General features: G+C 64.5%; 13 protein-coding genes, 1 tRNA gene and 1 pseudogene. 11 read left to right on the top strand and 4 right to left on the bottom strand.

Features of this window, described 5'->3' with window-relative positions:
- Together AOT87_RS27745 and AOT87_RS10565 are read left to right on the top strand one after the other, a co-directional pair.
- Positions 1-92: pseudogene (locus tag AOT87_RS27745) on the top strand (WXG100 family type VII secretion target); the annotation flags it as partial.
- 64 nt (positions 93-156) lie between these two features.
- Positions 157-381 (top strand): heavy-metal-associated domain-containing protein, encoded by a 225-nt coding sequence (locus AOT87_RS10565; protein WP_030094173.1) that lies wholly within the window; start codon positions 157-159, stop codon positions 379-381.
- Positions 382-408: 27 nt separating this feature from the next.
- Here the strand turns inward: AOT87_RS10565 and AOT87_RS10560 are convergent, their stop codons facing one another.
- Complete coding sequence (locus tag AOT87_RS10560) at positions 409-1215, bottom strand: class I SAM-dependent methyltransferase (protein ID WP_057966771.1); 807 nt, start codon at positions 1213-1215, stop codon at positions 409-411.
- 166 nt (positions 1216-1381) lie between these two features.
- Here AOT87_RS10560 and AOT87_RS10555 point away from each other — a divergent pair, with 166 nt between their 5' ends.
- From AOT87_RS10555 to AOT87_RS10535, 5 genes are all read left to right on the top strand, one after another.
- A complete protein-coding gene (locus AOT87_RS10555; protein ID WP_057966770.1) occupies positions 1382-2794 on the top strand; it encodes a PPE domain-containing protein in 1413 nt (470 codons plus the stop codon).
- A gap of 150 nt (positions 2795-2944) precedes the next feature.
- Entirely contained in the window at positions 2945-3982 is a 1038-nt protein-coding gene (locus AOT87_RS10550) for a pyridine nucleotide-disulfide oxidoreductase (protein WP_057966769.1), read from the top strand.
- Positions 3979-4326, top strand: coding sequence for a DUF202 domain-containing protein (locus tag AOT87_RS10545; RefSeq protein WP_057966768.1), 348 nt, complete (start codon positions 3979-3981; stop codon positions 4324-4326). The genes AOT87_RS10550 and AOT87_RS10545 overlap by 4 nt, the downstream gene beginning before the upstream one ends.
- 74 nt (positions 4327-4400) lie before the next feature.
- Positions 4401-4472 (top strand) — tRNA-Thr (locus AOT87_RS10540).
- A gap of 51 nt (positions 4473-4523) precedes the next feature.
- Positions 4524-4922, top strand: coding sequence for an HNH endonuclease (locus AOT87_RS10535; protein WP_198528401.1), 399 nt, complete (start codon positions 4524-4526; stop codon positions 4920-4922).
- 8 nt (positions 4923-4930) lie between these two features.
- On the opposite strand, the gene AOT87_RS10530 is transcribed toward AOT87_RS10535, so the two are convergent.
- Positions 4931-5680, bottom strand: a complete 750-nt coding sequence (locus tag AOT87_RS10530) for a hypothetical protein (RefSeq protein WP_057966766.1) — start codon at positions 5678-5680, stop codon at positions 4931-4933.
- A gap of 116 nt (positions 5681-5796) precedes the next feature.
- On the opposite strand from AOT87_RS10530, the gene AOT87_RS10525 reads away from it, so the two are divergent.
- Both AOT87_RS10525 and AOT87_RS10520 read left to right on the top strand, forming a co-directional pair.
- Positions 5797-6537: a response regulator transcription factor gene (locus AOT87_RS10525; RefSeq protein WP_272909190.1), complete on the top strand. Its 741-nt coding sequence runs from the start codon at positions 5797-5799 to the stop codon at positions 6535-6537.
- Positions 6513-8033, top strand: a complete 1521-nt coding sequence (locus tag AOT87_RS10520) for a HAMP domain-containing sensor histidine kinase (protein ID WP_272936776.1) — start codon at positions 6513-6515, stop codon at positions 8031-8033. Before AOT87_RS10525 ends, AOT87_RS10520 begins: the two co-directional genes overlap by 25 nt.
- On the opposite strand, the gene AOT87_RS10515 is transcribed toward AOT87_RS10520, so the two are convergent.
- Both AOT87_RS10515 and AOT87_RS10510 read right to left on the bottom strand, forming a co-directional pair.
- A complete protein-coding gene (locus AOT87_RS10515; protein WP_057966773.1) occupies positions 8005-8409 on the bottom strand; it encodes an HIT family protein in 405 nt (134 codons plus the stop codon). The genes AOT87_RS10520 and AOT87_RS10515 overlap by 29 nt on opposite strands.
- Positions 8410-8418: 9 nt before the next feature.
- The gene (locus tag AOT87_RS10510) at positions 8419-9396 is read right to left on the bottom strand and encodes an EamA family transporter (RefSeq protein ID WP_057966765.1); all 978 of its coding nucleotides are present in this window, start codon (positions 9394-9396) and stop codon (positions 8419-8421) included.
- Positions 9397-9468: 72 nt separating this feature from the next.
- On the opposite strand from AOT87_RS10510, the gene AOT87_RS10505 reads away from it, so the two are divergent.
- Positions 9469-10362, top strand: coding sequence for a LysR family transcriptional regulator (locus AOT87_RS10505; RefSeq protein ID WP_057966764.1), 894 nt, complete (start codon positions 9469-9471; stop codon positions 10360-10362).
- A 172-nt stretch (positions 10363-10534) separates the two neighbouring features.
- Entirely contained in the window at positions 10535-11419 is an 885-nt protein-coding gene (locus AOT87_RS10500; protein ID WP_057966763.1) for a metal-dependent hydrolase, read from the top strand.
- The last annotated feature ends 203 nt before the right edge of the window (positions 11420-11622 follow it).

Here is an 11622-nt window from a genome sequence, read left to right as displayed (position 1 = left end):
GCGCTTACCGCGCCATGGGCACCACCCACGAAACCAACACCCTGTCCATGAACGCCCGCGACATGGCAGAAGGAGCCAAATGGGGCGCATAAACGCCCTAGAAGGTTTCGTTCCACCAAATCCGTTGTGAACAAATATCTCAGGAGGAAAAACACGATGTCCGAGCAGATCTTCGCCATCAGCGGGATGCACTGCAACTCATGCGTCATGGGAGTGACCGAGGCGCTGACCGCACTCGACCCGGTGCGTGAGGTATCCGTCGACCTGGATCCCAAGGGAGCCTCGACCGTGCGTGTCCTGACTGACAGTGTGCTGTCCGTGGAAGAAGTGCACGACACGCTCGTCAGGGCCGGTGGCGATTTCGCTGTCGCCGCCGGATAGCGGCCACTCGCCGAAAGGTCTTTTACCTCAGCCGAACTCGATTACCGTGTGAGGTGCGCGCAGCCGGTGCAGGCCGGGCAGTGCATAGAGGAGAGGGCCGGCCCAGCGCAGCACCTTGCCACGCCCCGCCGGCATCCGCAGCTCACGCACGCTGCGGATGCCGGGAATGGCGCGCAGCTCACCGTACTGGTTGGCGGTGAACGAGAACGGCATCGGCGGCACGGTGTATTGCTCACTGAGTCTCATGCCGCGTTGCGAGTGTGCGCTCAGGAACTTCGGCACCGAATCGAAGATCAACCTGCCGCCGGGAAAACGCCTGGCGCACTCGGTGATCAGATCGAACACCGGCTCGCGCTCCAGATACTGGAAGAGGCCCTCGGCGGTGATCAGCACCCCATTGGAGTCATCCACCCGATCCATCCACGAGTAGTCGAGCGCGGATTGGGCGCTGTAGCGCAACCGGTCCGATCGCGGGAGTAGCTGCTGGCGTAGCCGCACGATGGGCTCAAGGTCTACCGACAACCAGGTGAGTTCGCCGTTGTCGACGCGCCAGAAACTCGTCTGCAATCCTTCGGCCAACGCCACTACATTCGCCCGGGGTTGTTCCGCAAGGTACTCCTGCGTTGCCTTATCGAATATCAAGGCACGCAAGGCAGTAGCTTGATGGATGCGGCCAAAGTGCTGAAAGTCGTAATCCAGGCCGGCGTGCAGCGCAACGGCCATCGGGTCGTCGATGATGCCGTCCGGCCGGGCCGCTTCCGTTGCCCGTTGGTGCAAGGTGAGCAGCGCGGTCTCGGACACACCGTCGAGGTGTCGAGCGTCGATGACTGGCATGGGGCCGACTGTACGGGACGGTGACACTGCGTGGGAATTCCTGGCGCGCAACGATAAATGTGATTTCAGACGCGGATTCTGGTTGTGTGGGAACTTTTCGTTACTCAGTACGACTACTCCAATTGTGGCGTGAAACTGTTGCGCCCATTAGGCAGGGAGGCGGCGTGTGACGGCACCGATATGGATGGCGGAGCCTCCGGAGGTGCATTCGGCGCTGTTGAGTGCGGGACCCGGTCCGGGGGCGGTGCTTGCCGCTGCCTTGCAGTGGCAAGAGATCGCGGACAACTACGCGCGCACGGCGGTTGAACTGACCCAGATCTTGGCCGGGGTACAGGCAAGTAGTTGGCAAGGGCCCAGCGCATCGGAGTACGTGGCTGCCCACGCGCCGTACTTGGCATGGCTCGAGCAGGCCGCTGTCGAGAGCGGTGTCATCGCCGCGCAACACGAAACAACGGCGGCAGCCTACGGTAGCGCGCTCATGGCCATGCCGACCTTGGTGGAGCTTGCCGCCAACCATGTCACACACGCAGTGCTGGTGGGCACGAACTTCTTTGGAATCAACACCATTCCGATCGCGCTCAACGAGGCCGACTATGTCCGGATGTGGGTGCAGGCGGCAGCCACCATGAGCACGTATCAGGCGACCACGGAGGCCATGACCTCGGCGATCCCGCCGACGCAACAGGCACCCCCGATTCTCGCGCCCGGCGGCGAAGCGCGCAGTGACCAGTCGGATATCCCGGGCTCACCGGACCAGATCTCGAAGATGCTGCAGGGATTCCAGCAGTGGTTCGAAAAGATGGGCTTCAACCCGGCGACCTCGGCGGTGCTGGCGGTGATCATGCTGTTCCTTTACGACCTGCTCTGGTACCCGTACTACGCCTCGTACCTGCTGCCGTTCCTCATTCCAGCCCTCAGCGGGCTTAGCGGATTGGCGGCGTTGATACACCTGCGTCCCGCTCCGGCGGCGGTTCCGGCTCCGGCACCGGCCCCATCAGCTGAGCGGCCGGTGTTCCGCGCTGTGCACCGTCCGGAGCCGGGTGTGGCGGCCGCAGCGCTGCCGGCCATGTCCGTCACGCCGTCGGGAGGCTCGTCGGCGATCACTCCCACATCGGGCGGGGCCGCGCCGGCCCCGTCTCCCGCGCCCGCGCCGTTGAGTGGAATCACTTATGCCATACCCGGTTTAGTGCCACCTGGAGTGAGCTTTGGTCCCAAGGGTGCCGCGAAGTCGTCGGAGAATGCCGTCGACACCGTCGATGCCGCCGCAGCGGCAAGCGCGACGGCGCTAGCCCAGGCTCGACGCAGGCAGCGCGCCAAGAGCAAGGCCCGCATCGGAGGCCAACGTTACGAATACCTGGAGGAGACAGCCGGAATGGGCGCGACGGTCGGGCACTCCGCCGAGACCGTCGAGCGCGCGGCCACGAGCAGAGGCGCCGGCCCGCTGGGATTCGCAGGTACCGCGCGCGCCGCCACGGATACGCACAGCGCCCGGACCGTCAGACTCGCTTCCGATGACACCCGGCAGGTGGCTCCCATGCTCCCCAGTACCTGGGAAATAGAAGACACGGAACGTTCGTAGCCGTCTTACCTGTGTTTATAAGTAAAACTTTGGAGCTGTTCACGGATTAGTCACTACTCGCGCCTGTCGTTGCGCAGAACAATCGAAGACAGTCACCGGAAGTGCAGCGGTGGCGTTCCGAGATTTTCGACGCAGAGTAAGGGCAGAACAGTGAGCGAGTACGGATGGACAGTGGTCGGTGCGGGCCCCGCGGGAATTGCGGCAGTGGGGAAGCTCCTTGATCGCGGAGTGCCGTCCGGCTCCATCGCTTGGATCGACCCGGAGTTCGCCGCAGGTGACTTTGGTACGAAATGGCGTGCCGTGCCCAGTAATACGTCGGTCAAGCTGTTCATCAACTACCTGACGGATGCGCAGTCCTTCCGGTTCGCGCATGCGCCGCATTTCGCGCTGAACGACCTTGCGCCCACGGACACGTGTCTGCTCGGTGATGTTGCGGACCCGCTGGTATGGATCACCGGCCAGCTCCGCGAGCAGGTGAGCGCCCTGCGCACCACCGCGACGGGGCTGTCGCTGCACGGCGGCCGGTGGACCGTAGAGACCGAAACGGGCGAGATCACCTCGAAGAACGTGATTCTCGCCGTCGGCTCGGTTCCCAAAAACCTGGACTATCCGTGGCTGAACGAGATCCCGCTCGAGGCGGCGCTCAACCCTGAGAAGCTGGCCGCGCTGCCGCTGGAGGGCGCCACTGTCGCAGTCTTCGGCGCTTCGCATTCGAGCATGATCGCGCTGCCCAACTTCCTGGCGGGGCCGGCGGCCAAGGTGATCAACTTCTACCGCGGGCCGCTGCGCTACGCGGTCGATATGGGGGACTGGACACTGTTCGACGACACCGGACTGAAGGGGGAGGCGGCACGGTGGGCACGGGAGAACATCGACGGGGTGCTGCCTGCCCGACTGCAGCGATGCCTCGTCGACAGCCCCGAGTTCCCCGAGCTGCTCCAGAGTTGCGACTACGCGTTGTACACCGTGGGATTCAGCCCGCGGCCGGTGCCCGCGGCGCCGCAGTGGGGAAAGCTGGAGTACAACCCGGCCAACGGGATCATCGCCCCTGGTCTCTTCGGTGTGGGAATCGCGTTCCCCGAGTATCGGATTGACCCGATGGGCTTCGGTGAGCACCGTGTCGGTCTGCAGAAATTCATGGACCGGCTCAACAAGGTGTTGCCGCTGTGGCTGAAGTACGGCTCGTGACCATCGGCGAATCCGTTGGCGCCGAACCTGATTACCGATTCACGCTCGCCAACGAACGGACATATCTTGCGTGGGTGCGCACCTCGTTGGCGCTTATCGCCAGCGGTGTCGCCCTCATGCAGTTCGTCCCGGAGTTCTGGATTCCGGGTGCCCGGCATGTGGTGAGCATCCTTTTGGTGACCACGGGCGGTCTGTTGGCGATGGCGGCTGCGCGACGCCGTCGCCGGGTGCAGGACGCCATGCGCCGCGACGCCGACCTGCCGCCGAGTCACATGCCGACCTTCCTCAGCGTCCTGCTGCTGGGGATGGTCGTGCTGTTGGTGGCGCTGCTGGTCAAGGGCTAGCGATGTGCCAGGCCGCGCGGGTGGGCTCCGAACATGTCATCGACTAAGACCGCTAAGCTGTACGACGTTCCATTGCCTCCTTAGCTCAGTGGTAGAGCACCGCTCTTGTAAAGCGAAGGTCGTCAGTTCAATCCTGACAGGGGGCTCAACGCGTTATCTGGCATGTCGGTGCCGTCACGTAATTTCAGCCCATGAGACTGTGCCTTGGTTGCGGCGCACCACTTTCCAGGCGAAGTCAGAAGGTCTATTGCGGCAATGCTTGTCAGGCAGCAGCCCGACGCGACGCCAGTACCAGACTGTGGCTCGAATCCGGTGAGGCCCGGGTGCGCAGCGAGCAGGGTCACTTCATTCGGCTCTTTCTCGCCGAGGCCCAATTGGGCCGTTGCGCGATCTGCAGCGGAGCGAGCATCTGGCAGGACTCCCCGCTTGTACTGGTGTTGGACCATATCGACGGAAACCCCGCCAACAATTGTCGAGAGAATCTGCGACTCGTCTGCCCGAACTGCGACTCGCAACTGCCGACCTACAAGAGCCGCAATCGCGGTAGGGGCCGCAGTTTTCGCCGGCAGCGCTATGCCGACGGAAAGTCGTACTAGCCCGCCCGCTATATCTCGCCTTCGATAACCCGCTCGGACCGTATCGGCCGCGGTGAACCGGACGGCCGGGACGGACGCCGTCGCGGCAGGAAGCCGCCCAGCGGACCGACCACGGAGCTGAGCGCCGAGACGGTATCGGTCAGTAGCTCGATGGTGGGTGTCAGCGCGTCAATGTTGGGCGCCACCTTGGCAGCGGTCTCCGACAGATTGGCCAGCTGCTGCAGCGGACCGTCTGTGGCGGTGAATTTGTCCAGGACGCCCTCTTCGCGCATCAGCCGTTCCAGAATCCCGTCCTCCGCAAGCAGCTGGTCGACCAGCCCTCCCGGAGCGAGCGCCCGGTCCAGGGCGCCATCCTGTGAAGTCAATCTGTCGACGGGCCCGTCCTTGGCGAAGAGCCGGTCCAGGACGCCGCCGGGTTCGGTCAGCCGATCAGCAAGCCCGCCGGGCGCCATGACACGCTCCACCGGCCCGCCCGGCCGCAGCGCTCTGCCAAGCGGTTTGTCCTCCTCCATCAGCTCGGCAACCTTCATCGCCGACTGCAGCGGACTCTTACGCCCGGCCATCCCCAGCAGGGATTCGACGGTGCCGACCAGGCCCGCGCCGGGGGCGTCACGGCGACCGTCGTGGGGCTCCCCGTCGGGAAGTTCGGCGAGGATCTCGCGCCCGGTATCGATCGCCTTGGCGGCCACCGCCAAGCCGGTATCGGCAACGGCCAGCGAAATCCTGAGCGGCGCGGTGATCAGCGACACCAGCTTCATGGCACAACTCTAGGGCGAGTTTGCGCGGTTGGCTGACAATCTCCTGTGAAGAACTCACAGGAACCTCACAGCGAAGATCCAGCGCACCGTAAATTTTGAGGGGAAGATTGTCGGAGGTGAGCATCACGACTGAGACACACCAAGGAACGTTTCCCGTCAACGGCACCACGCCCGCCAAGGTGCTGGTGGTCGACGATGAGTCGAACATCGTCGAGCTGCTCTCGGTCAGTCTCAAATTCCAGGGGTTTGACGTCTATACCGCCGATAGTGGGGCTGCCGCGCTGGATCTGGCCCGCACGGTTCGCCCCGATGCGGTGATCCTCGACGTGATGATGCCCGGGATGGACGGGTTTGGCGTTCTGCGGCGTCTGCGCGCCGACGGTATCGATGCTCCGACGCTTTTCCTCACCGCGCGTGACGGACTGCAGGACAAGATCGCCGGGCTGACGCTGGGCGCCGATGACTACGTCACCAAACCGTTCAGCCTCGAAGAGGTGGTGGCCCGGCTACGCGTCATCCTGCGCCGCTCCGGGATGGGCTCGGAGCCCGCCCGCAAGTCGCGGCTCAGCTTCGCCGATATCGAGCTCGACGAGGACACCCACGAGGTGTGGAAGACCGGCGAGCCCGTCGCGCTCTCGCCCACGGAGTTCACGCTGCTGCGGTATTTCATGATCAACGCGGGCACCGTGCTCAGTAAGCCGAAGATCCTCGACCATGTGTGGCGTTACGACTTTGGTGGCGATGTGAACGTCGTCGAGTCCTATGTCTCGTATCTGCGGCGCAAGATCGACAACGGTGAGAAGCGGTTGTTGCATACGCTTCGTGGCGTGGGATACGTATTGCGCGAGCCGCGGTGAGTACCCGCCCCGGCGTTCGTCGGGGTGTACCGCTGCGGGTGAGCCTCGTGGTCGGAACCTTGGTTCTGGTCGCGCTGGGGTTGGTGGCATCTGGCATCGCGGTGACTACCACCATGCAGCGCACCATGATGAACCGCGCCGATCGGGAGCTGATCGACGCCGCTAATGGGTGGGCCAATCGGCCCCCTCCGCCGCCGCCGACTTTCGACACCAACCGGCATCGGCCCCCGTCCTTGTTCTTCATCCGCACCACCGATGACCGCGGGCGGGTGGTCATCATGCTCAATGACCGTGCCCGGGCCGATCCGGACCTGCCGTTCGACAATGATGTGGGCGGCCGTCCCGTGACGGTGCGCTCTGCCGACGGCACCACCGAGTGGCGTGCGGTGTCCCGCCACGACGCGATGGGCGGGTACACCACCGTTGCCCGCGACATCACCGATGTGCGCACTACGGCCCGGGACCTGTTGTGGTTGCAGGTGGCCATAGGGACCGCCGTGCTGACTGTGCTTGGTATTGCCGGATATTGGTTGGTGCACCGCAGCCTGCGGCCGCTGGCCGAGGTGGAGGCGACGGCCGCCGATATCGCCGCCGGTCATCTCGATCGACGGGTACCCGAACGCGACCCGCGCACCGAGGTGGGCCGATTATCGTTGGCGCTCAACGGAATGCTGGCGCAGATTCAGCGTGCGGTGGCCGACTCGCAGAAGTCCGCGAAGACGGCCCGCACCTCTGAGGAGCGCATGCGCCGGTTCATCACCGATGCCAGCCATGAATTGCGCACACCCCTGACCACCATCCGCGGCTACGCCGAGCTCTACCGCCAGGGCGCGGCCACCGATATCGAGCTGGTGCTTGGCCGTATCGAAGGCGAGTCGACCCGCATGGGTCAGCTCGTGGAGGACCTGCTGCTATTGGCGCGATTGGACGCACATCGGCCCATGGAACAGCGCCTCGTCGACCTGCTGGTGCTGGCTACCGACGCCGTGCACGACGCGAAAGCCACTGCGCCCGAACGTGATGTGGAACTGGAAGTCTTTGATGGGCCAGGGACCCCGGAGGTCATCGGCGACGAACTGAGGTTGCGTCAGGTGCTGGGCAATTTGGTGAGTAACGCGCTCGGGCACACCACCGCGGCCGTCCGGGTTCGGGTGGGCACCGAGGGAGATGACGCCGTCCTGGAGGTCATCGACGCGGGACCGGGCATGACGAAGACTGATGCCGAACGCGTCTTCGAGCGGTTCTATCGCGCGGACACGTCACGTACCCGCAGCAGCGGCGGCACGGGGCTGGGGCTGTCGATCGTCGATGCCCTCACCGCCGCACACGACGGCACGGTCACCGTGCACACCGCGCCGGGTGAGGGCTGCCGATTCGAGGTGCGGCTGCCGCGCGCCGACATGACCGACGACGACGCCGGACCGGACGACCTGGACACCACCGAGACGGCGCCAAAGATCGTGCGGACTAGTCGATCTCAGCCAGCGCAGCCTTGATCTTCGCCCGCGCCTCGTCGAGGGATTCCGCCGAGGCATTGGGGTCGGCGTTCTCGAAGCTGAAATCGGTCAGCGTGAAACCCGGGAAGACGTGCACATGCAGATGGGGCACCTCCATCCCGGCGATGATGTAGCCGGCGCGTGGGGCGTCGAAGGCCTTACGGATGGCGCGGCCGACGCGTTGCGCGACGAGGTTGACCTTCGCGAAGACGGCCGCGTCGATGTCCTGCCACTGGTCGATCTCGGCGCGCGGTACCACCAGGGTGTGGCCCTGGGTGATCGGCGCGATGGTGAGGAACGCGACGACGTCCTCGTCCTCATAGACGAACCGACCGGGCAGCTCTCCGTTGATGATCTTCGTGAACACGCTCGACATGCCCATAGGTTAGTGGGCCGTTCGCGAGGCGCAGGTCGCGGACAGTTCGAGGGGCACGGGGTCGTGCGCATCGCTCGTATCGGCAGCCGCGGTGGTGGCGGGGCGCGCGGTCATGCCGATCAGGCATCCGGTGATCACCACCGCCGCCCCGAGGAGTTCCATCGCGGTGGGGCGCTCGCCGAGTGCCAGCCACGAAGCGGTGATACCGACGACCGGAACCAGCAGCGAGAACGGTGCCACCCGGCTGGCGGGGTAGCGGCCCATCAGGTAGGTCCACAGGCCCAGGCCGACGATGGTGGCCAGCAGCACGATGTACGCCAGGCCGCCGAGGGCGATGAGCCCGCTGCGCTCGCCGAGTGACGTCAGCGAGTGCCATCCGGCCGACGGCCCTTCGGTGAACGCCGAGAGCGCGAACAGCGGGATCGGCGGTACCACCGACATCCACAGGGTGAGTCGCACGGGGGTACGCGGATCGTTGTTGCCTGCCATGGCCTTTCGGCTCGCGATGTTGCCGAACGCCCAGCCGAGGGCGCCGAGCAGCGTCAGGATTACTGGCACCACGGCGGCAGAGGCTCCATGCACGGCCCGGTCGGCGGCGATGAGAGCCATGCCGCCGATCGCGAGGGTGATCCCCGCGACCTGCAGGCGCGACATCCGTTCGCCGAGTAGCAGCACGCCGAGGATCACCGTGAACGGCGCCGAGGCCTGCAACACCAAGGATGCGAGCCCTGTCGGCATTCCGTTCGCCATGGCCAGGAACAGGAACGCGAACTGAACGGTGCCGAAGCCGATCCCGTACAGCAGGAACCATCGCAGCGGTACGCGCGGCAGGGGCACGAACAGGATCACCGGGATCGCCAGCACCGCGAACCGCAGTCCGGCGAAGAAGATCGGCGGGAAATGCTCGAGCCCAGCGTGGATCGCCACGAAGTTCAGGCCCCACAACACTGCAACTGTCAGTCCGAGGAGACGGTGCCGGGTTGTCATGCCGTCGATCCTGCGTATCCAATCGATTTAGCACAATCTAATTAATGTGCACTATTGATGTAGATTTCCTTCATGGATGTGCGCCGCCTGCAGATTCTCCGAGAATTTGCCGATCGCGGCACCGTCGGCGAGGTGGCGGACGCGATGAGGCTCACCCCCTCGGCGGTGTCGCAGCAGTTGAAGGTCTTGGCACGGGAGGCCGGTGTGCCGCTATTGCGGCAAGACGGGCGGGGTATCGCTCTTACCGAGGCAGGCCGCGCGCTGGTATTGCGGGCCGACGAGGTGATTGCCGCCGTCGACCGCGCGGCCGAGGAGATGGTGGCGTATCGGGAGGGGACACAACCGATCGTGCGGATCGCGTCGTTCCCGTCCGGTGGGAGCCTGCTGCTGCCCAGGCTGGTGGCCGCGGTGGCCGGTGAGGTCGATGTGCGTCCGGCAGACGAGGACGTGACGTACAGCGAGGCTCCCGGGTTGTTGACCGAGTACGACATTGTCGTCACCCACCGTGACGAGCGGGCCGCCGTGCTGAGCTCTGCACGGGTGTGGTCGATGACGCTGATGCGTGAGCCCATCGATCTGCTGGTGCACAAGAATCATCCGCTGGCGGGGCGAGGATCGGTGACTCCGTCCGAGTTGGCCGACGAGACCTGGATCAGTGTCCCGGAGGGATTTCCGGTGGACGATGTGCTGGTCTCACTCGGAGTGTCGGCGGGTATTCGACCCCGAGTCCGGTTCCGTTTCAAGGATTTCCAGATCGTCGAGGATATGGTGGCGCACGGCCATGGCATCGCGCTGATGCCGCGATACGTGAGCCGGAGTCCGCGGGTGGCACGGCTGGTCATCCGTGAGGTCCGGGCAGGACGGCTCTACGAGGTGCTGGTCCGTCCCGGTGCCCAGCACCGTCCGGCGATTGCCGCAGCGATCCGCGGCCTGCAGGACGCGGCGGCGGTACTGCAGTCGGGATAGTCGCTGTGGTGTCTGCTCGGCCGGTTGGGTCTCCCATCCATCGGCGAGATCTTTGTGAAAACCGACGCAACAGACACCCGTCCAGAGGGCCGTTGGCATCGAATTACTCCCAAAGCGCATGAACATCGGCTCGATCGGTGTAGTTTGCGCACGTTATCGGTGAGGAGTGTCAATGGCGACCGATAGGTTTGCTCCCGAGGAAGTGGCGCTGCGCCCACGAAATGTCCATTTTGACTGGGGAGCCTCGCCGCTGCACTGGATTCCTGGCGATCCGTACGCATCGCATGTCGTGACGGCGCTCAATTTGTTCCTGCCGGTGGCTGAGCGCTGGTTCAGCGCGTTGTTATCCGATGCGCTGGAATACGTGCGAGACGAGCGCCTGCGCGAGGAGATTGTCGGCTTTATCGGGCAGGAAGCAGTGCATGCGAAGACGCACGATGAAGTCTTGGTCGACTATGTGCGCCGGCATGGGATCGATCCGGTGCCGTTCACGCGTCAGCTGGAGTGGGTCGTGGCCCAATACGGCCATCGTTCCGCACGGGCGAATAAGACGAACCGGCGTAAGGCGCTGGCCTCCGGAACCCACGCGCTATGTGCCGCAGAGCATTACACCGGTGTGCTGGGTCATTGGGCACTGAACAACTCATGGGGCGAAATGAACGCCGACCCGATGTTGTGCGACCTGTACCGGTGGCATGGAGCCGAAGAAGTGGAACACCGGCACGTCTCGTACAACGTGGCGAAGTATTTCGGCATGGACTATCTCGCCCAAGTCGTGTCGGGGGTCATGGTTAGCGTTGTCTTCTTCGTAATGCTGCTGCGCGGCACCAGGTTTCTTGTCCACGAAGATCCGGCGTTGCCAAATATCGGCTATATCCGGCTTTTGTGGAAGCTGCGCGCTTCCGGGCGGCGGGGTGCGGTGCCCGCTGCCGGATACATAGTTCGCAGCGGACTCCGGCTGCTCAAACGCGACTACAGCCCGGTGGATGAGGGCAGCACTGCACAGGCGGTCGCCTATCTGGCCACGTCCCCGGCGGCACGCCTTCTCCATGACTAAGGGCCGATTGTCACGGCTCGCAAGAGGTTTACTCAAGCCGTACACGGGCGAGCCGCCCCCTGGGCTCTACCGGGACACCCGCCCTGACGCCTTGATCCGTTTAGCGGGTGCGGCAGTTCCGCACTTTGTGTCGTTGGTTATGCGTCTTGGCGGCGATCGTGAACTGCCCGAGCTTCCGTGCGTCACAAACCGACGAACGGTAC

It is taken from the genome of Mycobacteroides sp. H003, assembly GCF_001440135.1.
Lineage (GTDB): Bacteria > Actinomycetota > Actinomycetes > Mycobacteriales > Mycobacteriaceae > Mycobacterium > Mycobacterium gwanakae.
Note: the sequence above shows the minus strand (reverse complement) of the source record. Positions and strands in the feature narration are given on the sequence as shown.

Excerpts from the sequence above, each read along its gene's own strand:
- AOT87_RS10565 (WP_030094173.1), top strand. The coding sequence starts at position 157 with ATGTCCGAGCAGATCTTCGCCATCAGCGGGATGCACTGCAACTCATGC.
- AOT87_RS10560 (WP_057966771.1), bottom strand. The coding sequence starts at position 1,215 with ATGCCAGTCATCGACGCTCGACACCTCGACGGTGTGTCCGAGACCGCG.
- AOT87_RS10530 (WP_057966766.1), bottom strand. The coding sequence starts at position 5,680 with ATGAAGCTGGTGTCGCTGATCACCGCGCCGCTCAGGATTTCGCTGGCC.
- AOT87_RS10515 (WP_057966773.1), bottom strand. The coding sequence starts at position 8,409 with ATGTCGAGCGTGTTCACGAAGATCATCAACGGAGAGCTGCCCGGTCGG.
- AOT87_RS10510 (WP_057966765.1), bottom strand. The coding sequence starts at position 9,396 with ATGACAACCCGGCACCGTCTCCTCGGACTGACAGTTGCAGTGTTGTGG.
- AOT87_RS10505 (WP_057966764.1), top strand. The coding sequence starts at position 9,469 with ATGGATGTGCGCCGCCTGCAGATTCTCCGAGAATTTGCCGATCGCGGC.
- AOT87_RS10500 (WP_057966763.1), top strand. The coding sequence starts at position 10,535 with ATGGCGACCGATAGGTTTGCTCCCGAGGAAGTGGCGCTGCGCCCACGA.